28 protein-coding genes are annotated in these 26,891 nt (G+C 54.7%); 23 read left to right on the forward strand and 5 right to left on the reverse strand.

All coding sequences use genetic code 11. The features are described from left to right. Positions 1–63 precede the first annotated feature (63 nt). Together TA5113_RS13165 and TA5113_RS13170 are read left to right on the forward strand one after the other, a co-directional pair. Complete coding sequence (locus TA5113_RS13165; protein ID WP_058314425.1) at positions 64–1,191, forward strand: glycosyltransferase; 1,128 nt, start codon at positions 64–66, stop codon at positions 1,189–1,191. A gap of 15 nt (positions 1,192–1,206) precedes the next feature. Beyond that, a complete protein-coding gene (locus TA5113_RS13170; protein WP_058314424.1) occupies positions 1,207–1,932 on the forward strand; it encodes a polysaccharide deacetylase family protein in 726 nt (241 codons plus the stop codon). A 137-nt stretch (positions 1,933–2,069) separates the two neighbouring features. On the opposite strand, the gene moaA is transcribed toward TA5113_RS13170, so the two are convergent. Beyond that, positions 2,070–3,074 carry a GTP 3',8-cyclase MoaA gene (gene moaA, locus TA5113_RS13175; RefSeq protein WP_058314423.1) on the reverse strand — a complete coding sequence of 335 codons (1,005 nt, stop codon included), beginning with the start codon at positions 3,072–3,074 and terminating at the stop codon, positions 2,070–2,072. A gap of 62 nt (positions 3,075–3,136) precedes the next feature. On the opposite strand from moaA, the gene TA5113_RS13180 reads away from it, so the two are divergent. After that, positions 3,137–3,565 carry a hypothetical protein gene (locus TA5113_RS13180; RefSeq protein ID WP_131726407.1) on the forward strand — a complete coding sequence of 143 codons (429 nt, stop codon included), beginning with the start codon at positions 3,137–3,139 and terminating at the stop codon, positions 3,563–3,565. On the opposite strand, the gene TA5113_RS13185 is transcribed toward TA5113_RS13180, so the two are convergent. The 4 genes from TA5113_RS13185 to glmU are packed head-to-tail and all read right to left on the reverse strand — an operon-like array spanning position 3,562 to position 8,004. After that, the gene (locus TA5113_RS13185) at positions 3,562–4,242 is read right to left on the reverse strand and encodes a DNA alkylation repair protein (protein ID WP_058314421.1); all 681 of its coding nucleotides are present in this window, start codon (positions 4,240–4,242) and stop codon (positions 3,562–3,564) included. The two genes, TA5113_RS13180 and TA5113_RS13185, sit on opposite strands and share 4 nt — an antisense overlap. Before the next feature lie 6 nt (positions 4,243–4,248). Then, entirely contained in the window at positions 4,249–4,800 is a 552-nt protein-coding gene (locus tag TA5113_RS13190) for a pyridoxamine 5'-phosphate oxidase family protein (protein ID WP_058314420.1), read from the reverse strand. Positions 4,801–4,825: 25 nt separating this feature from the next. Continuing rightward, positions 4,826–6,649: a glutamine--fructose-6-phosphate transaminase (isomerizing) gene (gene glmS, locus TA5113_RS13195; RefSeq protein ID WP_058314419.1), complete on the reverse strand. Its 1,824-nt coding sequence runs from the start codon at positions 6,647–6,649 to the stop codon at positions 4,826–4,828. Then, positions 6,649–8,004: a bifunctional UDP-N-acetylglucosamine diphosphorylase/glucosamine-1-phosphate N-acetyltransferase GlmU gene (gene glmU / locus TA5113_RS13200; protein ID WP_058314418.1), complete on the reverse strand. Its 1,356-nt coding sequence runs from the start codon at positions 8,002–8,004 to the stop codon at positions 6,649–6,651. The genes glmS and glmU overlap by 1 nt, the downstream gene beginning before the upstream one ends. 137 nt (positions 8,005–8,141) lie before the next feature. Here glmU and TA5113_RS13205 point away from each other — a divergent pair, with 137 nt between their 5' ends. From TA5113_RS13205 to nuoG, 20 genes are all read left to right on the forward strand, one after another. Beyond that, positions 8,142–8,810 (forward strand): HAD-IA family hydrolase, encoded by a 669-nt coding sequence (locus TA5113_RS13205; RefSeq protein WP_058314417.1) that lies wholly within the window; start codon positions 8,142–8,144, stop codon positions 8,808–8,810. Positions 8,811–8,883: 73 nt separating this feature from the next. Then, positions 8,884–10,077 carry a DegT/DnrJ/EryC1/StrS family aminotransferase gene (locus TA5113_RS13210; RefSeq protein WP_058314416.1) on the forward strand — a complete coding sequence of 398 codons (1,194 nt, stop codon included), beginning with the start codon at positions 8,884–8,886 and terminating at the stop codon, positions 10,075–10,077. Positions 10,078–10,210: 133 nt separating this feature from the next. Next, entirely contained in the window at positions 10,211–11,374 is a 1,164-nt protein-coding gene (locus TA5113_RS13215; RefSeq protein WP_058314415.1) for an isovaleryl-CoA dehydrogenase, read from the forward strand. A 25-nt stretch (positions 11,375–11,399) separates the two neighbouring features. Further along, the gene (locus TA5113_RS13220; protein ID WP_058314414.1) at positions 11,400–13,004 is read left to right on the forward strand and encodes a carboxyl transferase domain-containing protein; all 1,605 of its coding nucleotides are present in this window, start codon (positions 11,400–11,402) and stop codon (positions 13,002–13,004) included. 87 nt (positions 13,005–13,091) lie between these two features. Further along, entirely contained in the window at positions 13,092–15,026 is a 1,935-nt protein-coding gene (locus TA5113_RS13225; protein ID WP_058314413.1) for an acetyl/propionyl/methylcrotonyl-CoA carboxylase subunit alpha, read from the forward strand. Positions 15,027–15,029: 3 nt separating this feature from the next. Next, on the forward strand, positions 15,030–15,692 hold the full coding sequence (locus TA5113_RS13230) for a glutathione S-transferase family protein (RefSeq protein ID WP_058314412.1): 663 nt from the start codon (positions 15,030–15,032) through the stop codon (positions 15,690–15,692). Between the two features lies 1 nt (position 15,693). Next, positions 15,694–16,557 carry a hydroxymethylglutaryl-CoA lyase gene (locus TA5113_RS13235; protein ID WP_058314411.1) on the forward strand — a complete coding sequence of 288 codons (864 nt, stop codon included), beginning with the start codon at positions 15,694–15,696 and terminating at the stop codon, positions 16,555–16,557. After that, positions 16,558–17,355, forward strand: coding sequence for a crotonase/enoyl-CoA hydratase family protein (locus TA5113_RS13240; protein WP_058314410.1), 798 nt, complete (start codon positions 16,558–16,560; stop codon positions 17,353–17,355). It begins immediately after the preceding gene. Positions 17,356–17,522: 167 nt separating this feature from the next. Further along, positions 17,523–17,888 carry an NADH-quinone oxidoreductase subunit A gene (locus tag TA5113_RS13245; protein WP_058314409.1) on the forward strand — a complete coding sequence of 122 codons (366 nt, stop codon included), beginning with the start codon at positions 17,523–17,525 and terminating at the stop codon, positions 17,886–17,888. Next, positions 17,879–18,427: a NuoB/complex I 20 kDa subunit family protein gene (locus TA5113_RS13250; RefSeq protein ID WP_058314408.1), complete on the forward strand. Its 549-nt coding sequence runs from the start codon at positions 17,879–17,881 to the stop codon at positions 18,425–18,427. Before TA5113_RS13245 ends, TA5113_RS13250 begins: the two co-directional genes overlap by 10 nt. Beyond that, on the forward strand, positions 18,424–19,041 hold the full coding sequence (locus TA5113_RS13255) for an NADH-quinone oxidoreductase subunit C (RefSeq protein WP_058314407.1): 618 nt from the start codon (positions 18,424–18,426) through the stop codon (positions 19,039–19,041). Before TA5113_RS13250 ends, TA5113_RS13255 begins: the two co-directional genes overlap by 4 nt. After that, complete coding sequence (locus TA5113_RS17020) at positions 19,041–19,214, forward strand: hypothetical protein (RefSeq protein WP_058314406.1); 174 nt, start codon at positions 19,041–19,043, stop codon at positions 19,212–19,214. The genes TA5113_RS13255 and TA5113_RS17020 overlap by 1 nt, the downstream gene beginning before the upstream one ends. Further along, a complete protein-coding gene (locus TA5113_RS13265; protein ID WP_058314405.1) occupies positions 19,214–20,437 on the forward strand; it encodes an NADH-quinone oxidoreductase subunit D in 1,224 nt (407 codons plus the stop codon). The genes TA5113_RS17020 and TA5113_RS13265 overlap by 1 nt, the downstream gene beginning before the upstream one ends. Then, positions 20,437–21,537, forward strand: a complete 1,101-nt coding sequence (locus TA5113_RS13270) for an NADH-quinone oxidoreductase subunit E (RefSeq protein ID WP_058314404.1) — start codon at positions 20,437–20,439, stop codon at positions 21,535–21,537. Before TA5113_RS13265 ends, TA5113_RS13270 begins: the two co-directional genes overlap by 1 nt. Positions 21,538–21,622: 85 nt before the next feature. Beyond that, complete coding sequence (locus TA5113_RS13275; protein WP_131726408.1) at positions 21,623–22,234, forward strand: helix-hairpin-helix domain-containing protein; 612 nt, start codon at positions 21,623–21,625, stop codon at positions 22,232–22,234. 52 nt (positions 22,235–22,286) lie between these two features. After that, positions 22,287–22,514, forward strand: coding sequence for a DUF5337 domain-containing protein (locus TA5113_RS13280; protein ID WP_058314402.1), 228 nt, complete (start codon positions 22,287–22,289; stop codon positions 22,512–22,514). Positions 22,515–22,520: 6 nt separating this feature from the next. After that, positions 22,521–23,819: an NADH-quinone oxidoreductase subunit NuoF gene (gene nuoF / locus TA5113_RS13285; RefSeq protein ID WP_058314401.1), complete on the forward strand. Its 1,299-nt coding sequence runs from the start codon at positions 22,521–22,523 to the stop codon at positions 23,817–23,819. Positions 23,820–23,942: 123 nt separating this feature from the next. Next, a complete protein-coding gene (locus TA5113_RS13290) occupies positions 23,943–24,275 on the forward strand; it encodes a hypothetical protein (protein WP_058314400.1) in 333 nt (110 codons plus the stop codon). A 178-nt stretch (positions 24,276–24,453) separates the two neighbouring features. Next, positions 24,454–24,864: a DUF5333 domain-containing protein gene (locus TA5113_RS13295; RefSeq protein WP_058314399.1), complete on the forward strand. Its 411-nt coding sequence runs from the start codon at positions 24,454–24,456 to the stop codon at positions 24,862–24,864. 2 nt (positions 24,865–24,866) lie between these two features. Continuing rightward, entirely contained in the window at positions 24,867–26,885 is a 2,019-nt protein-coding gene (nuoG, locus tag TA5113_RS13300; protein WP_058314398.1) for an NADH-quinone oxidoreductase subunit NuoG, read from the forward strand. Positions 26,886–26,891 lie beyond the last annotated feature (6 nt).

The following is a 26,891-nucleotide window of genomic DNA, read 5'->3' on the forward strand; positions in this document are numbered from 1 at the left end:
ACACCCACACCCAAGATAAGTCGATCCTTTAAAGCGCGCGATGCATCGCAAAGAGCTGCAACGGTGGTTGACTTTGTTAACCACCTAAGTGACGTATCAAACCTGCGGGTCGCGGTTGTTTCAGATGCGATTTCTGGGCGCAATGGTGTTGGGACATTTTATCAAGATCTGCTGGCACAGATTGAGCCGGTCGTTGACGAGATCGCGTTGATTTCCCCGAGTAGACTGCCTGATCACACACTGGAACGGTTTGCTTTGCCAATGCCGGGTGACAAAACTCAGAGACTTGCTTGGCCAAGCCGGAAAGAAATCCAGAAGCGTCTGGATCAAGTGCAACCAACTTTGATTGTTGTGCCGTCCCTTGGACCATTTACGTTTTTTGCAGTTGCTTATGCTCGCAAGCGGCAGATCCCTTTGGTCGTGGTGAACCACACCGACTTTGATCATATTTTGTCGATCTATTGGCCCAAACTGATCGCAAAACCACTGCGCATGGCTCTTGATCTGGTGAACCGATGGCTCTGCAAACAAGCGGTTGCCGTTGGTGTCATGCATGATGGTGCGGGAGAGGCTGCAAAGCGGATCGGAGCACGCAATGTGCGGGTGATGGCGACCCCGCTGAGTCAGTCGTTTCTGTCCAAACCCATTCAACCGCTTGAAGAACGTGCAACGCGCGCAATCTTTGTCGGGCGTTTGGCCAAAGAAAAGGGCATCGCGGATCTCTTGACGACAGCGCGCATGTCACCCAACACGCATTTTACGATTGTTGGCGACGGCCCTTTACGGGAGGATGTCGAAACCGCGGCAGAGTCTTGCGAAAACTTAACCTATCGAGGTTGGCTGCCCAGATCAGGTGTTCTGGAAGAAGTCGACTCCGCTGATGTTTTGATCCTGCCTTCTGCCTATGAAACCTTTGGCACTGTTGCGCTTGAAGCCTTGGCGCGTGAGCGATACGTGATTGCAAGTTCTGGCTGCGGGATTGCCGAGTGGCCAGCGCTGGCAAAAGGGATTTTTGTTGTTCCGGAGAATGGCAGCTTGCCCAAAGTCCTGCAGGATATGCAAATTATGCCTGCGGCCGAGCGGTTACAAAAAGCACGCCAAAGCTGGGATGCGGTGCAGGACTTCAACAGTCAAGCGGTCGATGAATGGCTGGAACTGTTCCAAGATGCAGCGCGTTCATATGATCGCTGACGCGCGGGAAACTCTATGAAAACGCTTGTCTCAATCCACGATGTGATGCCCGATACGATGGGCGAAGTGGCCGAGCAGCTGCAGATTTGCCGTCACCTTGGTGTTGAAAAGGTGACTTTACTTGTGGTGCCGGGTCTAAGCTGGTCATCGTCGCAAATTGAACAGATCCGCCAATGGCAGGAAGAAGGGTATGAGCTTGCGGCGCACGGCTGGCATCATAAATGTGAGACCATTTCGACTTTGAAGCATCAACTGCACAGCGTCCTGCTATCGCGTGATGTTGCGGAACATCTCTGCTTGACGTCCGGTGAGATCGCAAAGCTAATGATACGCTCTGGGAACTGGTTTGAAGACAACGGTTTTAATCGGCCCGAACTTTACGTACCACCCGCATGGGCGCTTGGAGAGATCACCGAAAAGGCTTTGGCCGAAACTGGGTTCCGTATGGTCGAAACGCTGAGAGGTGTGCGTTTTCCTCAGAGCGGCGAACGTGTGTCTCTGCCCTTAGTTGGGTTTGAAGCGGATACCGCGGTACGCGCATTGGCACTAACTGTGTTCAACGGTTTTTCAACGCGCGCATCAAACAACCGGCTGCTTCGGGTGTCACTCCACCCACATGACCATAAACTAAGGCTGCAGAATAACCTTCGAACGATCTTGAGAAACAGCGATGAGAGTTTCGACTATGCGTCCCTTTGGGTTGGATGCGATCTGCGAAAGCCGTATGCCGCCACAAGTTAGTCTTTGCTAAATTTAAGGACAGGGTTTGACGCGATAAAATCTCGGTCCGATGCAATACCGAACATATGACCCATGCTTGGGGCGCCGAACTGACGAAACACTTTAAATATCAGACCTCAGCCTAAACCGGAGCGGACTCAGCCCCCCGTATGGCTCATATGCCGGGACATTTGGCCGCCCACGATCTGACGAGAATAATCAAAGTCATGCCCCTTCGGCTTGCGCCCAATGGCTTGGTGGATGGCCTCTTCCACCAATGTATCGCTTTCACTTGCGCGTAGCGGGGTTATCAGGTCGGCCATGTCTTCTTGACCAAGGCACATGTATAGCTCGCCCGTGCAGGTCAAACGCACGCGGTTGCAGCTTTCGCAGAAATTATGGGTGAGGGGCGTGATAAAGCCGATCTTTTGGCCGGTCTCTTCCAGTCGAACATACCGCGCCGGACCGCCGGTGCGTTCGGCGAGCTCCGTCATTGTGTAATGTTGCGCCAATTCACGGCGGAGATCTTTCAGGGACCAATACTGATCTAGCCGGTCTTCGTTGCCCAGATCGCCCATCGGCATGACTTCGATCCAAGTCAGGTCCATGTCCCGCTCAGCGCACCATTTGGTGATGTCGAGCATTTCTGACTCGTTGAAACCTTTCAGCGCCACCGCGTTCAGTTTGACGCGAATGCCAGCCTTCTGAGCCGCATCAATGCCGCGAAGGGTGCTTTCCAGTTTGCCCCAGCGGGTGATGGATTTGAACTTATCTGCGTCCAAAGTATCCAGCGAGACATTCACACGACGCACACCGTAGCTGTACAGCTCATCGGCAAAACGGTGCAACTGGCTGCCATTGGTTGTCAGCGTTAGTTCTTTCAGCGTTCCCGCCTCAAGATGCCGCCCCATGGCTTTGAAGAAAGTCATGATATCGCGCCGCACCAAAGGCTCTCCGCCCGTGATGCGCAATTTCTCGACCCCAAGACGCACGAAGGTGGAGCAGAGCCGGTCCAGCTCTTCCAGTGTCAGCAGGTCTTTCTTGGGCAGAAACGTCATGTCCTCAGACATGCAATAGGTGCAGCGAAAGTCGCATCGGTCTGTAACGGACACACGCAGATAGTCAATGCTGCGCTGGAAAGGGTCGATCAACTTGACTGTCATGTGTAAGTTTTAGGAAGACGAGCGGCCTTCTACAAGGCCAATTGCGTCATGGGAGGTGAGTTTTGCGCGTAAATTTCCTGTGTCTTTGCGTAACTTGCATGGTTGCTGGCTGTGGCGATGGGTTTCTTTCTCAAGAACCAGATGATGCTGCGGTCGCGGCTGAAGTTGATGAGTTAGGGGAGGTGAGACCCGTTTTGCGCCCTAACGATGCATCGGTTGGTGCCGCCACCAGTGGCGGTGTTCCGCGCATTGGTGCTTTGGGAGAGACCGTCGCAACACTTGATGCCACCGAGCCTGGACGCTGGCTTAAGACTCCGTTGGTGCGCGTCGAACAATCCGGCGCCATCGTCTTTGGAGCGAAGCAATTGGCGGTACGGCTCATCCCAATCGATGGGCCAGAAACCGGTGGCAGTTTGATTTCGCTTGAGGCGATGCGCGCAATTGATGCGCCGCTGACGGGTTTCCCGAAATTGCAGGTCTTTGGCGGTTAGTTTGACAAATGCCGTGCCGCTTCTTTGCGCGCAAACGGCTTCAGTCGTGCGCCAAATTCATCCAGAAATGCCTGAGAACGCGCTGCGTCATGGCGCGATAGATCTCTGATCCACCATGCAACCGCCTTTTGAATGAACCAATCGTGGTCGTCCACATATGACGCTGCCCACCCTAGAACGCGGTCCCGGGCTTGAAGCTCGTGCGGTTTTGGGTGGTTCTGTTTGGTCCAGGGCAGGGTGATGACAAGCGCCGCGCGACGGGTCCACATGTGATCTGACGTGGTCCAACCTTCGACTTGGTCTAAGCGGCTAGGATCGGCAACAAGACGTTTTTGGCCAGCCATGCAGGCGTGATCGGCAATGGCCCAACTGTCAAAATCCGGCACCCATGACTGAATTAGGGTCCATGCGTCTTCATCAGGGCGGAGGCGGGCTTGCGTCAAGAGTTTGGAGGCCGCCAATCGGCCCTCAAAAATGTCCGTGGCCCACAGCTCAGAGGCGAGGCTTACGCGTTCTTCGACAGTGAGGGTCTGACGCCAAGTCTTTGTCAGATCGTTGATGTCAGGGTTTGGAATGCCAATCACGTCTCGCTTTTGCTTGTGATAGGCGGCCATTTGTTCCGCGCGGCCAGGTTCGGCCAACGCACGAAGTTCAGTCAGGGCGTCTTCTAAATTCACGATATTTTACTGCGGTTTAGCCGGCGTGTTAGTGGGCATGCCGTCAATTGTCGTTTGGTTGCGGTCCGTCCAATAATCGCGAACCCCTTCTCGCCCTTTGCCTTCGGCCCATTTGGTGAGAACGTCACGATCACCCACATGATCGTAAAACGGCACCGCAAAACCACAGGAAGTCTGAAGCATCTCAACAGCCATCTCATAGACCTGCCGTGCACCGGTGTGCGCTGGGAAAAGCGCATTCAGTTCCGCAAAATCGCCGTCTGTTTCATGCAGCGTTCGCGCGGTGCCATAGGCGCGCATAATCATGGGCTGTTTTTCAAAACCACACCACATAAGGGTCATGCGATTGACCTTTAGCAGGTGACCAGCGGTTTCATTGCCGCTGCCCGTCAGGTTGCGCCAAACAATACGGTTGGGTCCCAGAACACGCAGTGAATCCATACCTTTTGGTGAGATATTCACGCGCCCGTCTTCGGCCGCCGTACCAACGAAGAACATATGCTGTTTTTGAATGAAGGCACGATGATTGTCTTCAATGGCTGGGAATTGTTTGCCCATGTTGGTGTCCCTTGTGGTGGAGTCTTTACTCCACCGTAACAGATTTCGCGAGGTTGCGGGGTTGGTCCACATCGGTGCCTTTGGCGATGGCTGTGTGATAGGCCAACAGCTGGGCGGGCAGGGCGTAAAGGATCGGTGCAAGGATTGGATCGACCTGTGGCAGCACAACGGTTTCCCAAGCCCCTTCGCTTGCTTCCACAGCGCCTTCTTTGTCGGTGATCAAGAGCACCTTTCCACCCCGCGCCATGACCTCTTGCATGTTGGAAATCGACTTATCAAACAGACCGTCTTTAGGTGCCATAACAACCACCGGTACGTGTTTGTCGATCAGGGCGATGGGGCCGTGTTTGAGCTCTCCACTAGCGTAAGCTTCAGCATGTATATAGCTGATTTCTTTAAGCTTCAGTGCGCCTTCAAGAGCCAGTGGATACATCAGTCCGCGTCCCAAGAACAGAATGTCGCGCGCTTCGGCCAGTTTGCGTGAGGCGTCGGCCAAACCTTGTTCGGCTTCCATCGCAGTGTTGAGGACTGAGGGCAGTCCGCGCAGTTTTGATAAAGCATCCGCAATCGCGTCTGCATCTAGCGCGCCGCGGTCGTTTGCAGCTTTCAACGCCAGCATCAACAGAACGGTCAATTGGCAAGTGAAAGCTTTGGTTGAGGCTACGCCAATTTCGGTTCCTGCAAGGATCGGGAAGGCCACGTCGCTTTCGCGTGCAATAGAGCTTTCTGCTACGTTCACGACCGACAGGATCTTGTCTGCCTTACCTTCGCAATACCGAAGCGCCGCGAGCGTATCGGCGGTTTCACCGGATTGGCTAACAAACAGTGCGACGGTGCCTTTTGTGATCGGAGGTTCGCGGTAGCGGAATTCCGAGGCGATATCGACCTCTACGGGGATACCGGCGAGCTGTTCAAACCAATATTTCGCAGTGAGGCAGGCATAAAATGCTGTGCCGCAGGCCACCATCGTCAGTCGTTCGATCTTGGTGAAATCCAAGTCTGTATCGGGAAGCTCGATGCTTGTCCCATCTTGCGCCAGATAGTGGCGGACCGCTTCGCCGATCACGGTAGGCTGCTCGGCGATTTCTTTGGACATAAAGTGTTTATGGCCCGCCTTATCAACCTGCGCATTGCTCAGCTCGATCTTGCGTTTCTCGCGGTTTGCCAGTTCGCCATTTTCGTCGCGAATTTCCAAAGACGTGCGCGTAAGAACCGCACAGTCGCCTTCTTCAAGGTATGTGATTTCGTCGGTCATCGGCGCAAGGGCGATGGCGTCAGAGCCGACGAACATCTCACCATCTCCGTGGCCAATCGCCAGCGGAGAGCCTTTGCGCGCGGCGACCATCAGATCTTCTTCGCCATCAAAGAGGAAGGCGAGGGCAAAGGCGCCATCCAGACGGTCAAGCGTCTTGCGCGCGGCTTCAACGGGGGCAGCGCCTTCTTGCATATACATCTGCGTAAGGAGCGCGACAGTTTCTGTATCGGTCTCCGTAACAAAGCTCATCCCAGCCGCTGCAACTTCTTCGCGCAACTCGCGGAAGTTTTCGATGATGCCATTATGAACAACGGCAACGGAGCCTGCCTTGTGAGGATGGGCGTTTTCAACGGAAGGCGCACCATGGGTGGCCCAGCGGGTATGACCAATACCAGATTTGCCGGGCAGGGGTTCATGTACCAAGAGGTCTGAGAGATTGACGAGTTTGCCAACGGCACGGCGGCGTTCGAGTTTGCCTTCGTTGATCGTCGCGATCCCGGCGCTGTCATAGCCCCGATACTCCAAACGACGCAGGGCTTCGACCAGTTGAGGGGCCGCTTGGTGATTGCTTAGAACGCCAACAATTCCACACATTATTTCTTTCCCTCAGCCTTTTTGGCTTTCTTTGTCCGCAACATCTCAAACAATTTGCGCGCCATGTTTGGTTTGTTCACTTGCGGTGCGCGGGCCAAAGCCAAAGCACCTTCGTCGACAGACTTTGTAATCACCGATCCGCTTGCGGTCATGGCTTCGTCACCCACCGAGACGGGTGCTACCAGCATGGTGTTAGACCCAATAAACGCGTTCTTACCGATGGTGGTTTTGTGCTTCATCACCCCGTCGTAATTGCAGGTGATGGTGCCCGCGCCAATATTGGCCTTTTCGCCAACCTGCGCGTCGCCCACATATGACAGGTGATTGACCTTAGCGCCCTCATCGATGATTGCATTCTTCGTTTCCACGAAGTTGCCGATTTTCACGTCTTCCGCCAGTTCGGTGCCTGGACGCAGTCGGGCATAGGGGCCGACAATGCCGCCTCTAGACACGTGAGCGCCTTCCAGATGGCTAAAGGCGCGGATGCGCACGCCGCTTTCAACCGTAACGTCGGGACCAAAGAACACATTCGGCTCGATGACCGTATCGCGGCCAATCACGGTGTCATGGCTAAAGAAAACGGACGCTGGATCGATCAGCGTTACGCCGTCAGTCATCAGTTCAGCCCGTGCACGCTCTTGGAACGCGGCTTCCGCTTCTGCCAGATGTGCGCGTGAGTTCACGCCCATGGTTTCGCTTTCATCGCAAGAGACCGCTGTGGCCGTCAAACCGGCGTTGCGCGCGGCAGCGACAACGTCCGTCAAATAGTATTCGCCCGAGGCGTTCTGATTGTTTGTTGCGTCCAAGAGGTCGAACAAAACTTTACTGTTCACCAGCATCACACCGCTGTTGCAGAAGCTGATGTTGCGAATGTCCTCTGACGCGTCCGCATACTCGACGATGGCGTTTAAAGCGTCGCCTTCCATCACCAAGCGACCGTATTTCTCAGATGTGTCCGCTTCAAAGCCAAGGACGACGACCGCGTGATCCGCTCGGGCGTCAATCATCCGTGTCAGGGTTTCAGGCTGAATGAACGGCGTGTCTCCATAAAGAACAATGACGTCACCCTCAAACTCTGCCAAAGCGTCGCGCGTCACCATCACCGCATGACCCGTGCCGTTTTGCTCTGGTTGCAAAACAACGGTTGCGTCTGGGTCGTAATCTTCTGCCGCCGCTTTCACGTTTTCAAACCCATGACCGGCCACAACAACAGTGCGTTCGGGGTCTAAAGTCGCTCCGGCCTTCATGGCGTGAACCAACATCGGTGCACCGGCGATTTCATGCAATACTTTGGGGAGATCGGAATTCATCCGTGTGCCTTGGCCTGCAGCAAGGATGATCAGGGCGATGCTCATAAGATTTCTCTTTGTAATTGGTTCCGGGTCGTTTTATCGGGTTCAGGAGGGCGCGCAAGTGGTGACGCTATCAAAACAGGTTGCGAGTTGTAACAGCACTGGCGGGAAATCGCTGTCTAGCAAGAGGGTAGAGCTGTATGAAAACGGTCATTTTCGATCTGGATGGGACGCTGGCGGATACTTCTGGTGACCTTTTGGAGGCCGCAAACCATTGCTTCCGGGACATGGGATATGGCGATGTTTTAGAACCGGGCCGCGATGCTGGGATCGCATTGCGGGGCGGTCGCCGAATGCTGGCTGCGGGGCTAGAGCGTGTGGGCGCTTTTGAAGAAGCCAAGATCGACGCATATTACCCAGTTCTTCTGGAGGCCTACGGTGCTGCGATTTCGGTACACACGGTTATGTATCCCGGTGCCATCGACGCCGTTGAACAGCTAAAAACCCTTGGATATGGCGTTGGCATTTGTACCAACAAACCTGAGGGGTTAGCCGAACAACTGCTAACAGAAATCGGTGTGCGCAACGCGTTTGATGCTTTGGTGGGAGCGGACACACTTCCCGTCCGCAAGCCTGATCCAGCGCCACTTATCGAAACCGCAAGGCGATTGGGCGGCAATCCGAAAATGACGCTTCTGGTCGGTGACAGCGATACCGATCGCAACACCGCGAAAGCGGCAGGTGTTCCCTCTGTCTTGGTGACTTTTGGTCCAAGCGGTGAAGATATGGCTGCGTTGGAACCAGAGGCCTTGTTGGATGACTACGCTGCACTACCTGCGGTCGTGCAGAGCTTGATTGGACCGTCTTAATTCCCGATGCCAATTCTCTTAAACCGCGAAACCCGCGTTGACCTCGCTTACGCCTTCTCTGAAAGTACCCCTTATGACTGACGTATTCACCGGCAACTTCACCCAGCAAGAACCGATCCCAGAAGAGGGTATCGAGGCGGCAATCGAAGTTATGCGCTCTGGACGTATCCACCGCTATAATGTTGCGGAAGGAGAGGCCGGGGAAACCGCGCTTTTGGAAAAAGAGTTCGCCGATCAGCTTGGGGTGAAATATTGCCTTGCGGTGGCCTCTGGCGGCTATGCCATGGGGGCCGCATTGCGTGCCATGGGCGTTGCACCGGGCGCGCGCGTTTTGACCAATGCGTTTACCTTGGCCCCGGTGCCTGGGGCGATTGCATCTGTCGGCGCGGTGCCTGTTTTTGTCGGTGTGACTGAAGATCTTGTTATCGATCTGGAAGACTTGAAAGCCAAAGCAGTTCAAGCGGATGTTCTGATGCTGTCCCATATGCGCGGTCACCTCTGTGATATGGATGCGTTGATGGACATTTGTGATGGCGCAGGCATTCGCGTCATTGAGGATTGTGCCCATACGATGGGCGCAAGCTGGCGTGGTAAACCATCTGGCCTTTGGGGCGAAATGGCGTGTTATTCCACCCAGACCTATAAACACGTGAATTCCGGCGAGGGCGGGCTGCTTGTTTCAAACGATCCCGATCTGATGGCGCGCGCAACCATTCTGTCCGGGTCCTATATGCTCTATGGTCGCCATCTTGCAGCACCCGCACCGGAGGTCTTTGAGAAGATCAAATACCATACACCCAATGTCTCTGGCCGGATGGATCATTTGCGCGCTGCAATCCTTCGTCCGCAATTGCGCAATTTGGATGCGCAGTGTGAAGCTTGGAATATGCGCTATCGCGCGGTGGACGACGGGCTTGCAGAGACGCCTGGACTGACCCGGATCCGACGCCCTCAGGAAGAGTATTTTGTCGGTTCTTCGATTCAATTCCTGTTGCTCGATTGGGAAGAAGACAAAATCCACGATGTGATAGCGCGCTGTGCGGGGCGCGGTGTGGAGCTGAAGTGGTTCGGCGGAAAAGAACCGGTGGCTTTCACATCGCGTTATGACAGTTGGCAATACGCGCCATCCGAGCCCATGCCAAAATCAGATCGTGTTTTGAAGGGCGTGATAGACATGCGCATTCCGTTGACATTCTCGGTCGATGACTGTGCGTTGATCGCTCGGATCATCCGAGAAGAAGTGATCGCCGTTTATCAAGGCGGCTGACATTCAGCCTTAAATCCCAGACTTTGAAACCGGCGTTCTGAAAAGAACGTCGCGTCGCTTGATGCGGTGATGGCTTGCCGGAATCGATCTCGCACCTCTATAAATGAACGTATGTTCAATAACGGGGTTGCCCATGTTTATGCACACTATGAATTTTGATCTGGGCGAAGAGATCAACGCATTGCGCGATATGACCCACCGCTGGGCGCAAGAGCGGGTGCGGCCCATGGCGCAAGAGATTGATCAAAATAATGAATTCCCTGCCGAGCTCTGGAAAGAGATGGGCGAACTGGGCCTTTTGGGGGTGACAGTCTCCGAAGAGTTCGGTGGCGCAGGCATGGGCTATCTGGCGCATGTCATCGTGACGGAAGAGCTGGCGCGCGCATCAGCCTCTGTGTCGCTTTCATACGGTGCGCATTCGAACCTTTGCGTGAACCAGATCAAATTGAACGGCAATGACGAGCAAAAGGCAAAATACCTGCCGAAACTCGTGTCGGGTGAGCATGTGGGCGCTTTGGCAATGTCGGAAACGTCGGCGGGGTCCGATGTTGTCTCGATGAAGCTTCGTGCAGAGAAGAAGAATGACCGGTATGTGCTGAACGGCAACAAATTCTGGATCACCAACGGTCCTGATGCGGATACGTTGGTTGTTTATGCAAAGACCGACCCTGACGCTGGTTCCAAGGGCATGACGGCCTTTCTGATCGAAAAAGACATGGTTGGGTTTTCGACCTCCAAGCATTTCGACAAGCTCGGCATGCGCGGTTCCAACACTGCAGAGCTGATCTTTGAAGATGTCGAAGTGCCATTTGAGAATGTTCTAGGAGAAGAGGGCCGCGGCGTTCAGGTTTTGATGTCAGGTCTAGATTATGAACGTGTTGTGCTGTCGGGCATTGGCACGGGCATTATGGCGGGCTGTTTGGACGAGGTGATGCCTTACCTGGCTGAGCGTAAACAGTTCGGGCGCGCCATTGGTGATTTCCAGCTGATGCAGGGCAAGATCGCCGATATGTACACCAAAATGAACTCGGCACGGGCCTATACCTACGAGGTTGCAAAGGCATGTGATCGTGGTGAGGTGACTCGCCAAGACGCGGCGGCCTGTGTGCTTTATGCCTCCGAAGAAGCTATGGTGGTTGCCCACCAGGCGGTTCAGGCGATGGGCGGCGCTGGCTTCATGAACGAAACGCCTGTCAGCCGTATTTTCCGCGACGCCAAGCTCATGGAGATCGGTGCGGGTACCAGCGAAATCCGCCGCATGCTGATTGGACGTGAGCTGATGGGAAAAATGAAATGATCAAATTTGATCAGGAGTTTACAGCATGAAGTTGAACTCATCCGCAGTGCCGTCATCTGAAGCGTTCAAAGCCAATGTTGCGGGGCATTTGGAAGCTTTGAAAGTTGTTTCTGATGTCGCTCAATCAGCAGCCCTTGGCGGTGGTGAGCGTTCACGGGAACGGCATTTGAGCCGCGGTAAGATGCTGCCACGTGAACGCATTGCGAATTTACTGGATGCAGGCTCTCCCTTTCTCGAAGTGGGCGCGACGGCTGCCCATGGACTTTATGATGGCGCTGCGCCGTGCGCCGGTGCCGTTGCCGGTATTGGTCGTGTACATGGCCAAGAGGTCATGGTGATTTGCAATGATGCAACGGTTAAGGGCGGGACCTATTTCCCGATGACCGTTAAGAAGCATCTTCGCGGGCAGGAGATCGCAGAAGAGTGCAATCTGCCTTGCATCTATCTGGTGGATAGCGGTGGAGCGAACCTGCCAAACCAAGATGAGGTTTTCCCGGATCGCGATCATTTTGGCCGGATCTTCTACAATCAGGCGCGGATGAGTGCCAAAGGCATCCCGCAAATCGCGGTCGTGATGGGCAACTGCACTGCAGGCGGTGCATATGTGCCAGCGATGTCAGACGTCACGATCATGGTGAAAGAGCAAGCGACGATCTTTTTGGCAGGACCTCCGCTGGTAAAGGCGGCGACCGGAGAAGTGGTTTCGGCAGAGGAATTGGGTGGTGGCGACGTCCATACGCGGCTGTCTGGTGTAGCCGACTATTTGGCGGAAGACGATGCCCATGCGCTTGCTTTGGCGAGGCAGGCTGTTGGCAATCTGAACCGAGAAAAGCCGGCGACTGTGAAGTGGGAAAGCCCCGAGGATCCTGCTTATGATCCTGCCGAAATTTTCGGCGTGGTGCCCACTGACCTTCGCACGCCTTATGACATTCGGGAAGTCATTGCGCGGATCGTCGATGGCAGTCGCTTTGATGAATTCAAAGCTCGATTTGGCGAAACCTTGGTGACCGGGTTTGCCCATGTCAAAGGTTGCCCGGTGGGGATTGTTGCCAATAATGGCGTGCTCTTTAGCGAAAGTGCCGTGAAGGGCGCTCATTTCATTGAGCTTTGTTCTCAGCGAAATATCCCATTGGTTTTCTTGCAAAATATCACCGGGTTTATGGTGGGACGCAAATACGAAAGCGAAGGCATTGCGCGCCATGGGGCTAAGATGGTGACCGCTGTGGCCTCTACCAATGTGCCAAAAATCACCATGTTGGTTGGGGGCTCTTTTGGTGCAGGCAATTATGGCATGGCTGGGCGGGCGTACTCGCCACGTTTCTTGTGGACATGGCCCAATTCTCGGATTTCAGTGATGGGTGGAGAACAGGCCGCTGGGGTTTTGGCGACCGTAAAACGCGATGCGATTGAACGGCAGGGCGGCGCTTGGTCCTCGGAGGAAGAGGCCGCGTTTAAGCAGCCTACGATTGATATGTTTGAAGAGCAGAGCCACCCGCTTTACGCATCAGCGCGACTTTGGGATGACGGCATTATCGACCCGCGCAAGAGCCGGGATGTCTTGGCTCTGTCGCTGAGTGCCGCGCTTTGTGCGCCGATTGAACCGACGAAATTTGGTGTGTTCCGAATGTGATCAAGGCTGGGGTTCCACCCCAGACCCCGGGATATTTCTGCCAAAAAGAAGCATGGGCCGTGACGGTGAAGGCCTAGGAGGCTGTGGATGTTTGAGAAGATACTGATCGCCAATCGAGGTGAGATTGCATGTCGGGTCATTGAAACGGCGCGCGCGCTTGGGGTGAAGACCGTTGCGGTTTATTCTGATGCGGATGCAAACGCCAAACATGTAGCAATGGCGGATGAGGCGGTTCACATTGGTGGTGCAGCGCCAGCAGAGAGCTATCTGCGCGGCGATGTGATTGTGAAGGCTGCGTTGGAGACCGGCGCACAAGGCATTCATCCAGGCTATGGTTTTTTGTCTGAGAATCCCGATTTTGTGGACACGGTTGAAGCGGCGGGGCTGACATTTATTGGGCCATCTGCCAAAGCGATCCGCGCCATGGGGCTTAAAGATGCGGCCAAGGCTTTGATGCATGAGGCGGGGGTGCCTGTAGTGCCCGGTTATCATGGCGATAACCAAGATGCGGCCTACTTAAAGGCGCAAGCGGATGAGATCGGCTATCCAGTTCTGATCAAAGCAGTGGCGGGCGGCGGCGGCAAAGGCATGCGGTTGGTGGAAGAGGCCGCCGCATTTGGCGACGCGCTAAGCTCTGCGCAGAATGAGGCGACGACGGCCTTTGGCAATCCGGATGTTTTGATTGAGAAATACATCCAACAACCACGCCACATTGAAGTGCAGGTGTTTGGGGATGGCGCTCAGGCGGTGCACTTGTTTGAGCGGGATTGCTCTTTGCAGCGACGCCACCAGAAAGTCATTGAGGAAGCCCCCGCGCCGGATATGCCTTTGGACGTTCGCGAGGCCATGGGTCAGGCGGCGGTGCGCGCAGCGGAGGCGATTGGTTACAAAGGGGCGGGCACCGTTGAGTTCATCGTAGATGGGTCAAATGGGCTGCGCACGGATGGCTTTTGGTTCATGGAAATGAACACGCGGCTGCAGGTCGAGCATCCGGTGACGGAATTGATCACAGGTGTTGATTTGGTGGAGTGGCAGCTGCGCGTTGCAGCCGGAGAGCCGATTCCCGTCGCGCAAGAAGACCTTTCTATCAATGGCCACAGCTTTGAGGCACGGCTGTATGCCGAAGATGTGCCAAAAGGGTTTTTGCCCGCCACCGGGACCTTGAGCCATCTTGCCTTTCCAGATGGGTGCCGCGCCGATAGCGGTGTGCGCGGTGGGGACACCATCAGCCCGTTTTATGACCCGATGATTGCAAAGGTCATTGTGCATGGCCCATCTCGGGCGGCGGCGCTGTCTAAAATGCGCCATGCGCTTGAAGGCTGTGAAGTTGCAGGCACCGTGACAAACCTCGCTTTCTTGGGTGCTCTTTGCGCCCATGAGGGTTTCTCAAAGGGTGACGTGGATACCGGTTTGATTGCGCGCGATATTGAAGCGCTGACTGCTGCGGAAAGGCCTTCGGCGGTGACGGTTGCGCAAGCGGCCTTGGCTGTTTCCGGCGTGCTTAAATGCCCTGCGGATGCGCTGGGATTCAGCCTTTGGGAGCCATTGAGCCACAGTGTTTACTTGCGCCGGGACGACCAACAGATCACCGCAAAGATCAAATGCCATTCTTCCAATGATGTTGTGGTTGAGGTCGAAGGCAATGATGTTCGTTTCTTGCGGTCTCAAACCGGTTGGCGTGTCGCGGGTAGGGCGCTGTCAAATGCGGTGGTCAAAGACGGCGTTGTGACGGTCTTTGAAGACTATGGCGTGGCCTTTGATGTGATCGACGCGCTGGATCGTTCTTCAAATGACGGTGCGGCAAGCAATGTGATAGAGGCGCCGATGCCAGGTCTTGTGAAGGCGGTTTTCGTTGAGGCAGGGCAAAACGTTGCTGAGGGAGATCGCCTCGCAATCCTTGAGGCGATGAAAATGGAACATTCCCTGCTGGCCGCGCGAGATGGTACCATTGCTGAGGTGATGGCCGAGGCAGGGGCTCAGGTGGAAGCGGGGGCTGCGCTGATCCAATTGGAAGAGGAGTAGTCGATGATCACTTTGCACCATGTGGCAGCGTCGCGATCGTTTCGCACCCTTTGGCTTTTGGAAGAGCTGGGTCTGCCTTATGAGGTAAAAACCTACAAAATTACCGACGGTTCATTGCGCGATCCTGCCTTTTTAGAAATTTCTCCCGCGGGGCGCGTACCGGCCTTGGAAATGGGCGAACAAGTGGTTTTTGAAAGCCAAGCAATCACACAAGTTTTGTGTGAGGCTCATCCGGAGGCATCCCTTGCGCCAGACCTTGGGGATGCGGAACGCGTTTCGTATTTGCAATGGCTTTCTTTTGCAGAAACTCAGGCGAGCATTATCGCCTCGCTCAACCTGCAAATGGTGTTCCTGCGTCCGCCGGCGAAACCGTCTGTTGTGGTACTGAAACTTGAAGTCGCACGTCTCAAAGCGACGCTCTATCCGCTTGAGCAAACGCTGGCGTCGCAAGATTGGCTTTTAAAAACAGGATTTTCTGCCGCTGACACTATGCTTGGGTTCAACCTCTTTGCGATTAAGCATTTCGTGCACTTGGATGACTTTCCGCATGTGCGCGCCTATATGGAGCGTATGAAAGAAAGAGACGCCTTTCAGCGTGCGCAAGAAAAAGACGGTGCGCAGGAATTCTATGACCGCGAATTCTATGCGCCTGAGGACTTCGCCTAAAATGTCTGATTTTGTTGAGATATTTGAGGTTGGGCCTCGTGACGGCCTGCAGAATGAAAAAAACCAAATTGCCACCAAGGATAAAATCGCTTTGGTGGACTGCCTCAGTGGCGCAGGCTTTAAGCGGATTGAAGTGGCAAGTTTCGTTTCGCCGAGATGGGTGCCACAGATGGCTGATTCAGCCGATGTGCTTGCAGGGATTGAACGGGCCAAAGGTGTGTCCTATGCGGCCCTGACACCAAACATGCGTGGGTTTGAAAGCGCCGTTGCGGCGCGCGCTGATGAGATTGCGATTTTTGCATCGGCCTCTGAAGGCTTTTCCAAAGCGAATATCAACGCGAGCATTGAAGAAAGCCTTGAGCGGTTTGCGCCCATTGCTAAAGCTGCGAAAGCCCTTGGGGTACCGATGAGGGGCTATGTGAGCTGTGTGACAGACTGCCCTTATGACGGTGCAACCGAGCCGGGCCAGGTGGCGCGGGTTGCGAGCGCGCTTTCTGCTTTGGGCTGCTATGAGATCTCGCTGGGCGACACGATCGGGCAAGGCACTCCAGACAAAATCCGCGCCATGTTGGACGCTGTTCTCAATGTCATCCCAGCCGACGAACTGGCCGGGCATTACCACGAGACGGCGGGTCGCGCGCTTGATAACATTGAGGCATCTTTGGATTTGGGGTTGCGGGTTTTTGATGCCGCTGTCGGTGGGCTGGGTGGATGCCCATATGCGCCGGGCGCCGCAGGGAACGTGGCGACCGAGGCTGTCGATGCCCGGCTGAAAATGTTGGGGTTTTCAACGGGTTTGGATGCACAAGTGATTGCCAAAGCGGCAGAAATGGCGCGGGGCATGCGCGCGGGGAGAGCAGACTAAATGTATGACACGATTTCCATAAACACCGATGCGCGTGGGGTTGCGACCCTTACGCTCGCGCGTCCGGAAAAGCACAATGCTCTGTCAGCTCAGATGATCGCTGAACTTACTGATGCAGCAAACATGCTCGGGCAAGACGACACGGTGCGCGTGGTTGTTCTCACTGGCGAAGGAAAATCCTTTTGTGCCGGGGGCGATCTTGCGTGGATGCAAGAACAGATGGCGGCTGACCGAGAGACTAGATTTTCAGAGGCACGCAAAATTGCGACGATGCTATACGCGCTGAACACATTGCCCAAACCACTGATTGGTCGATTGCAAGGCAACGCGTTTGGCGGCGGTGTTGGGATGACCTCGGTTTGTGATGTGGCCATTGGGGTCGACACCCTGACCATGGGGCTGACGGAAACCCGCCTTGGCCTGATCCCTGCCACCATTGGTCCTTATGTGCTTGTGCGTATGGGGGAGACGATGGCGCGGCGGGTGTTTATGTCCTCGCGGCTCTTTGGTGCGGAAGAGGCAGTTTCGCTTGGTTTGCTGGCGAAGGCGGTTTCCGCCGATGATCTGGACAAGACGGTTGAGGCGGAGGTCATTCCGTATCTGACCTGCGCGCCAGAGGCGATTGCGCGCGCCAAAGCTTTGACTCGACGTTTGGGCACGCCCATCAACGATGACGTGATTGATCATACGATAAGCGAATTGGTCGCTTGTTGGGAGGGGCAAGAGGCAAAAGACGGCGTTGCGGCTTTCTTTGAAAAACGCCCCGCACCTTGGATAAAACAGACCTCAAGCGACTAAGTTTTAAGGTTCTGACCACCGTATAGGCCCGAACAGGTCGGATGACCCTCAACTTCTTGTGCAAAAGGGGTTAATTTCGTTGACCCACAGGGAACCCATGCTAACCTCTGCTCCGACTGAATAGCGAAAGACGTGCGAGCCTATTTTTCGCATGAAAGGAGCCACGAGTGGACGAGATGCTACGGGAATACCTTCCCATCTTAGTTTTTCTAGCCATAGCCATCGCATTGGGACTAGTTCTTATCCTTGCTGCTGTTGTTGCCGCTGTTCGAAATCCCGATCCAGAAAAAGTCTCTGCCTACGAATGTGGGTTCAACGCTTTTGACGATGCGCGCATGAAATTCGATGTGCGGTTTTATCTCGTGGCGATCCTGTTCATCATTTTCGACCTCGAAATCGCGATGCTCTTCCCTTGGGCCGTGGCCTTTAAAGACATCAGCATGGTTGGGTTTTGGTCGATGATGGTGTTCCTAGCGGTTTTGACCGTGGGCTTTGCCTATGAGTGGAAGAAAGGGGCGCTGGAATGGGAGTGATCACCGAGGGCGTTCAAACCGGTGCCAATACTGCGAGCGCTGACAAAGAAGTGGCGACTCAAGCCTTGAATGCAGAGTTGCAGGACAAAGGCTTTTTGCTGACTTCAACGGAAGACATCATCAACTGGGCACGCACTGGTTCGCTACACTGGATGACCTTTGGTCTCGCATGCTGTGCGGTTGAGATGATCCAGCTTTCTATGCCGCGTTACGACCTAGAACGCTTTGGCACCGCGCCGCGCGCCTCTCCGCGCCAGTCAGATCTGATGATTGTGGCCGGTACGCTGACCAACAAAATGGCGCCAGCGCTTCGCAAAGTGTATGACCAAATGCCAGAGCCGCGCTACGTCATCTCTATGGGCTCTTGCGCCAATGGGGGTGGGTATTACCACTATTCCTATTCCGTTGTGCGCGGTTGTGACCGGGTTGTTCCTGTGGACGTTTACGTCCCCGGTTGCCCGCCAACCGCAGAAGCTTTGCTTTATGGCATCCTGCAGCTCCAACGCAAAATTCGCCGGACGGGGACTTTGGTCAGATGAGTGAAGCCCTTAACGAACTCGGCGCATTGATTGAGCTGAAGCGGCCAAGCTGCGTGCTTGCTTGGGATGTGGCCCATGGGGAGCTGAATGTTGACGTCGCGCCGAATAACATCTTGTCTTTCATCGACTTTCTAAAAACGTCCCCGACCTGCAAGTTCACCACATTGATTGATATCACTGCAGTGGATTATCCAGACCGACCCAAACGGTTTGATGTGGTTTATCATTTGCTGTCGATGGAGCAGAACCAGCGCATCCGCCTGCGGGTGTCTATTCGTGAAGATGAGATGGTGCCCTCTGTGACACCTGTTCATCCCGGCGCAAATTGGTTTGAGCGTGAAGTGTTTGATATGTTCGGGATCATCTTTACCGATCATCCCGACCTGCGCCGCTTGTTGACCGACTACGGGTTCCGCGGCCACCCGCTGCGCAAGGATTTCCCGACGACCGGTTACACTGAGGTGCGTTACGACGACGAGCTGAAACGCGTTGTTTACGAGCCAGTCGATCTGGTTCAGGAATACCGGCAGTTTGATTTCATGTCCCCTTGGGAGGGCGCGAACTATGTGTTGCCGGGCGATGATAAGTCCGAACAAAAAGAGGAGACCACATAATGGAATTCATTATTTGGGCTATTCTGGTTGTCCTAACAATTATTCCGATGCTGAAATTGCTACCGCATTTCGGGATTAACAAGAATTGGGCCTTTGCCTGCGTGTTCTCACCAGCCGTGTTGGTGTTGATCTGGATGATGGCGATCCGACTGCAAGAGTTGGAGAAACGCTAATGGACGGTTCCAAGTTTGACGACGGTAGTGTTGACGCGCTTCAGGGCGAGCAGAAGATCCGTAATTTCAACTTAAACTTTGGGCCACAACACCCTGCAGCCCATGGTGTTTTGCGTTTGGTGCTGGAGCTTGATGGTGAGATCGTCGAGCGCTGCGATCCTCACGTTGGCTTGCTTCACCGCGGCACTGAAAAGCTGATGGAAAGCCGCACTTATCTGCAGAACCTGCCTTATTTTGACCGGCTGGATTATGTGGCACCAATGAACCAAGAGCATGCTTGGTGCCTTGCGATTGAGAAGCTGACCGGCACAGAAGTGCCGCGTCGTGGGCAGCTGATCCGCGTGTTGTTCTGCGAGATTGGCCGGGTGCTCAACCACCTCATGAACGTGACCACTCAGGCGATGGATGTGGGTGCGCTGACACCTCCGCTCTGGGGCTTTGAAGATCGCGAAAAGCTGATGATCTTCTATGAACGCGCCTGTGGAGCTCGGCTTCATGCGGCGTATTTCCGGCCCGGCGGCGTGCATCAGGACATTGATGACAAGCTTGTCGATGATATCGAAGAATGGGCGCTGACCTTCCCTGAACGTTTGGACGATATCGACGGTCTTTTGACCGAGAACCGTATCTTCAAGCAGCGCAACGTTGATATCGGCGTTGTCGACGCGGACATGGTGCAGGAGTGGGGCTTTTCTGGCGTTATGGCACGGTCAGCAGGTCTTGCCTGGGACCTGCGTCGCGCACAGCCTTACGAGTGCTACGACGAATTCGAGTTTGAGATCCCGGTGGGCAAGAATGGCGATTGTTACGATCGCTATCTGATGCGCATGGAAGAGATGCGCCAATCGGTTTCGATCATTCGTCAGGCCATTGTGAAGCTACGCGAAGCCACTGGGGACGTTCTGGCGCGGGGTAAAATCACACCACCCAAACGCGCTGAAATGAAGACGTCGATGGAGAGCCTGATCCATCACTTCAAACTCTACACCGAAGGTTTTCATGTGCCTGCGGGTGAGGTTTATGTTGCCGTTGAAGCTCCGAAAGGGGAGTTCGGCGTGTACCTCGTGGCGGACGGCACCAACAAGCCATATCGCTGTAAAATTCGTGCGCCGGGTTACGCGCATTTGCAGGCGATGGATCATATGTCCACCGGTCACCAATTGGCCGACGTGGCCGCCATTATTGGCACGATGGATATCGTGTTTGGGGAGATCGACCGTTAATGCTCCGCCGTCTCTACCACGAACAACCAGAGAGTTTTGCTTTCACACCTGCCAATCAGGCATGGGCCGAAGCGCAGGTCACCAAGTATCCTGAAGGCCGTCAGGCCTCTGCTGTGATTCCACTTCTGTGGCGCGCGCAAGAACAGGAAGGTTGGGTGACGAAGCCAGCGATTGAATACATCGCTGAGATGCTGGATATGGCTTATATCCGGGTGCTCGAAGTCTGCTCTTTCTACTTCATGTTTCAAATGCAACCTGTTGGTTCTGTTGCGCATTTGCAAATCTGCGGCACCACGTCTTGTATGATTTGCGGCGCCGAGGATCTGATCGCGGTTTGCAAAGAGAAAATTGCGAAAAACCCTCATGAACTTTCTGCTGACGGCAGGTTTAGCTGGGAGGAAGTGGAGTGTCTGGGGGCATGTACCAACGCGCCGATGGCACAGATCGGCAAGGATTATTTTGAGGACCTGACTGCCGATGGTTTGGCGTCCATGATTGATGCGATGGCTGCTGGCGAAGTGCCGACACCTGGTCCACAGAACGGGCGATTTGCGGCAGAGCCTCTGGCCGGTTTGACCAGTCTCAAAGAATTCGACAGCGGGCAGACGCAGTATAATGCCTCGGCTGCACTGGCAACCGAATTGGGTGACAGCCTAAAACGCATCGATGGCTCTGAAGTGCCGCTCACTACACCTTGGATCGGCAAAGACGGTACCGTAGCCGGGCGCGACGCAGCAGATGCGCCACCCAAAGCGCCGGAAGCACCGGTGCCAGTTGCCAAGCAGGTCGCAGCGAAAAAGAAGGCTGCAAAGCCTTCCAAAGCGGCGAAGTCTGAAAAAACAACAGAGAAACAGCCTGAGACACTAAAATCCGCGCGCGAGGGCGGTGCCGATGATCTTAAGAAAATAAGCGGTGTTGGACCAAAACTTGAACAGACCTTGAACGAGCTAGGCTTCTATCATTTCGATCAAATTGCGGAATGGGGCGAGGCGGAAAAATCATGGGTGGATTCCCGTCTGAAGTTCAAAGGTCGCATTGATCGCGACGATTGGGTACAACAAGCGCGTGAGCTTGCAACCAAGGGGAAAGAACACTCCTAGCCACGTAATAAGAAGGCAAAACAAAAAACAGTTCTAACGAGGGGACACCGGTATGGGACAAACTGAAACAAATAAGACGTGCAGCATGGTTTGCTGGGTTATCGCGGCGGTCATTGGGATCATCGCCTTCTTTATGATGAAGGCCTCGCTGTCGACTTTCTTGGCACTGATCCTTGCTGTCATCGCCGTCGTCGTTTTGGCGATGTTGTTGATCAAATTGTTCTGCGGTGAATCTGCGAGTTCTAGCAGCGCGACCGCGACGACAGCAGCCCCTGCAGCGGCCCCAAAACCGACTGCCGTGAAACCAGCGGAAGCGCCAAAGCCAGTCGAGACTGTAGCGCCAAAAGCTGAAGAAAAACCTGCGGAAGCAACGGCTGAGAAGCCAAAAGCGGCTCCGAAAAAGAAAGCAGCGCCAAAGAAAAAAGCAGCACCTAAGAAAGAGGCTGCTCCGGCGGCTGAGGGTGACGGTCCAGAGGTGCTTACAGCGGCACGTGGTGGCGCTGCGGATGATCTGAAGAAAATCAAAGGCGTTGGTCCGGGGCTTGAAAAGACCCTGAACGAGCTGGGCTTTTTCCACTTTGACCAGATCGCTGCATGGACTGATGCAGACATCGCATGGGTCGACAGCCGTTTGAAATTCAAAGGTCGCATCACCCGTGATGATTGGATTTCTCAAGCCAAAGATTTGGCGGGTTAACGAACTAATTGTGCGCTCTCTTGCATGAGGGCGCACGCACCAAGGAGACGACATGACAAGCAGCGACTTAGATCAACAACTTGCACGCAAGGGGCGCATGGTCAGCCTTGTGATCGCAGGGACGTTGATCCTTTGGATGCTCATTCAAGTCGTCTCAAACCTACTTGGTCTTCCGGGGCGCTATGCGTTCTTGTTTGATTTCGCCGCGATGGCTGCGCTTTTGTGGGCGCTCATCAACGGCTTACAGCTTTGGCGCGCGCGGCGCGACAGTCAGGGGTAGAACGGCATGCTCAAAGACCAAGATCGCATTTTTACCAACCTTTATGGCATGCATGAACGCACCCTAAATGGTGCAAAGCAGCGTGGCCATTGGGATGGTACCGCTGGTCTTGTTCAAAAGGGACGCGATTGGATTATCGAAACCATGAAGGCCTCGGGGCTTCGCGGCCGTGGCGGGGCAGGGTTCCCGACCGGTTTGAAATGGTCTTTCATGCCGAAAGAAAGCGACGGGCGCCCGGCCTATTTGGTGATCAACGCAGATGAATCTGAACCCGGCACCTGTAAAGACCGCGAGATCATGCGCCATGATCCGCATACATTGATCGAAGGTGCCTTGATCGCCTCTTTCGCAATGAATGCCCATACATGCTACATTTACCTGCGTGGCGAATATATTCGCGAGCGCGAAGCACTGCAGATGGCGATCGACGAATGCTATGATGCCGGGCTTTTGGGTCGCAATGCTGCTGGCTCCGGTTGGGACTTTGATGTCTTCCTGCACCACGGTGCAGGGGCTTATATCTGTGGCGAAGAAACCGCATTGATTGAAAGCCTTGAGGGCAAGAAAGGCATGCCACGCATGAAGCCGCCATTCCCGGCAGGCGCGGGGCTTTATGGTTGCCCAACAACCGTGAACAATGTGGAAAGCATCGCTGTGGTGCCCACCATCCTACGGCGCGGTGCGGAATGGTTTGCTGGCTTTGGACGCACAAATAATGCGGGCACCAAGCTTTTTGCGATTTCCGGTCATGTAAACAACCCATGCGTTGTCGAAGAAGCCATGTCGATCTCGTTTGAAGACCTGATTGAGAAACATTGCGGTGGCATTCGGGGCGGTTGGGACAACTTGCTGGCGGTCATTCCGGGCGGCTCTTCCGTGCCTTGTGTTCGCGGAGAGAATATGCGCGATGCAACCATGGACTTTGACTATCTGCGCAACGAGCTTGGTTCGGGCCTCGGGACTGCAGCGGTCATCGTCATGGACAAGCAGACAGACATCATCAAAGCCATCTGGCGGCTGAGCAAATTTTACAAACATGAAAGCTGCGGCCAGTGTACGCCCTGCCGCGAAGGCACGGGCTGGATGATGCGCGTGATGGATCGATTGGTGAAAGGCCAAGCGGACCCAGAAGAAATCGACATGTTGTGGGACGTGACAAAACAAGTGGAAGGCCACACGATCTGCGCTCTTGGGGATGCGGCGGCTTGGCCCATTCAGGGGCTTATTCGGAACTTCCGCGAAGAAATTGAAGACCGTATCAAACACACCAAATCCGGTCGCGTCAGTGCGATTGCGGCGGAGTAGGGTGCATGTGGGTGAAAACGGAAGAAATATAGAATTAGTGCAGGTAGGTTTGGATTGCATAGCAGCAGTCTTCCCACCCAAGCAGTGCCCAGATCGGGCGGGACAGAAGAAAGACAAATGACAATGATAAAACCTGCAGTTTTGATGGTTTTGGTCGCGGCGACAGCACTGCCCGCCTGCTCTCGTCTTAAACGCGACGACGGCGTACGCTTTGAGGGCGAACGGTTTCGGATCCAAGCCAAAAAGGTGGATCGCGATGATCGCAGCCTTTTCAGGGTAACGGCGTCACCAGCCTCGAAAACGCTGGATGGAGCACGTCAAGCTGCGGCCTATGGCGGCACACGCTATTGTATCCAAGAATACGGCACATCCGTAATTGCATGGACGCAAGGCCCTGACGATGACCCGATTTTTGATGGCGATCGAATTGTTATGGAAGGTCAGTGCAAGCCTTGATGTATCCCCCGGCATATCTCGGCCTAAGGCCTGCGATGTATCGGCAAAAAGGCGCTGATATCAGCGCTTTAGGGGCGTGTTATTGCATAGCAGCGTCCCAAATCCTTCATTTCACTCAAACCGGGTGCAAACCAATTGTTGGTTTCAGCGCCCCGTTTGGCATGAATGGAGAATTGAAATGCGTAAAGTAGTGATCCCAGGTCTTGTTGTGGCCATGCTTGTAAGTGGCGTTGGAATGGCGCAGGCGAAACGACCCTTGGAAGATGTCACAAGCATCACCAATGGCCTTTTGTGGATCGGCATCGCCGATGAAATTCGCAACACCTGCCCAAGCATCTCAGCGCGCATGTTCCGCGCACTGAACCGCATCAACGGCATTCAGAACGAAGCCGAGGCTTTGGGCTACAGCAAAGAAGAGATCGATCGTTTCCGCAAAAGCGATGCAAATAAGGCCGAGCTGCGCCGTCGTGGCGAAGCCTATCTTACCGCCAATGGGGTAACCCTTGGCGACTCTGACACCTATTGCACGTTGGGTCGTGCAGAAATCGCGAAATCCAGCCAGATTGGCACGCTTCTAAGGGCGAACTGACTATGTCTGACCAACGCAAGATTGTGATTGATGACCAAGAGGTAGAGGTGGATGGGGCCATGACCCTGATCCAGGCCTGCGAACAAGCCGGGGTAGAAGTGCCCCGGTTCTGCTACCACGAACGTCTCTCAATCGCCGGCAATTGCCGTATGTGTCTTGTGGAGGTCGTGGGCGGTCCGCCAAAACCAGCTGCCAGCTGCGCCATGCAGGTGCGCGATCTGCGCCCTGGGCCTGAAGGCCAACCGCCGGTGGTGAAAACCAACTCTCCCATGGTGAAGAAGGCGCGCGAAGGGGTGATGGAGTTCATGCTGATCAACCATCCGCTGGACTGCCCAATTTGTGATCAGGGGGGCGAGTGTGACCTGCAGGACCAAGCCATGGCCTATGGCGTGTCTGGCAGTCGGTTCAAAGAAGCCAAACGCGCCGTGGATGATCTGGATCTGGGGCCATTGGTCGACACCACCATGACCCGCTGCATTTCCTGTACCCGCTGCGTGCGCTTTACGACCGAAGTGGCGGGCATCTCACAAATGGGCCAGACAGGGCGCGGCGAAGATGCAGAGATCACCAGCTATCTCAACCAAACCTTAGATAGCAATCTGCAAGGCAATATCATTGATCTTTGCCCAGTTGGTGCGCTGACCTCAAAACCTTATGCTTTCACGGCGCGCCCTTGGGAGCTGACCAAAACAGAAACCATCGATGTGATGGACGCGCTTGGCTCTAACATTCGTGTGGACACAAAGGGGCGAGAAGTCATGCGCATCTTGCCGCGCAACCATGATGGGGTGAATGAAGAATGGATCTCGGACAAAACCCGTTTTGTCTGGGACGGTCTGCGTCGTCAGCGGCTGGATCGTCCTTATGTGCGCGAGAATGGCAAATTGCGTCCTGCTTCATGGGAAGAGGCGCTCAGCAAAACCGCTGAGGCCATGAAAGGCAAAAAGGTTGCGGGTCTGATTGGCGACCTTGTCTCAACCGAAGCCGCCTATGCACTAAAACAGCTGGTCGAAGGGCAGGGCGGTAAAGTGGAATGCCGCACGGATGGTGCCAAGCTCCCAGCAGGAAATCGCTCGGCTTATGTGGGCACTGCGCAGATCGAAGACATCGACAGCGCAAAAGCAATCATGCTGATTGGCGCAGATCCTGAACGGGAAGCGCCAGTGCTAAATGCGCGGCTTCGTAAAGCATGGCTCAATGGCGCGATCATTGGCGTGATCGGCGCAAAACTTGATCTCTCTTATGAGGCAACGCATCTCGGCGATGATCGCAAATCGCTTGAGCTTCTTTTTGGTCCAAATATCCAAAACGCCATTGGCAAAGACACGCTGGTCATCGTCGGGCAAGGGGCCATTCGCGACACAGATGGCGATGCAGTTCTGGCCATGGCCCACAAATACGCGGCGGAAACCGAAAGCAAATTCATGGTGCTTCACACCGTGGCCTCACGGGTTGGTGCCATGGACGTAGGGGCAACCACCGAAGGCGGCATGGATGCAGCTCTTGAGGGCGCAGAAGTCGTTTTTAACCTCGGTATGGACGAAGCGGAAATTCCCGAAGGTCCCTTTGTAATCTACCAAGGCTCGCATGGCGACCGTGGCGCACATCGGGCTGATGTGATCCTTCCATCTGCGGCTTACACCGAAGAGAACGGTCTTTTTGTAAATACCGAAGGCCGCCCGCAATTGGCCATGCGCGCTAACTTTGCACCGGGTGAAGCCAAGGAAAACTGGGCGATCTTGCGTGCGCTTTCTGCCGAACTGGGTGCCACACTTCCCTTTGACACATTGGCGCTGCTGCGCAGCGCAATGATCAAAGACGTGCCGCACTTAAAGAAAATCGACCAAGTGCCTGAAAACGAATGGCAAGCGCTTGAAACCGGGGCTCTGAATGATGCACCCTTCAGCTATGCGATTCAGGACTTCTACCTGACCAACCCCATCACCCGGGCCAGCGCTTTGATGGCGGAACTCTCTGCCAATGCCAAAGCGCGCAAAGAGCCCAAACTGGCTGCGGAGTAAGTCACA

The organism is Cognatishimia activa (assembly GCF_001458335.1).
GTDB lineage: Bacteria > Pseudomonadota > Alphaproteobacteria > Rhodobacterales > Rhodobacteraceae > Cognatishimia > Cognatishimia activa.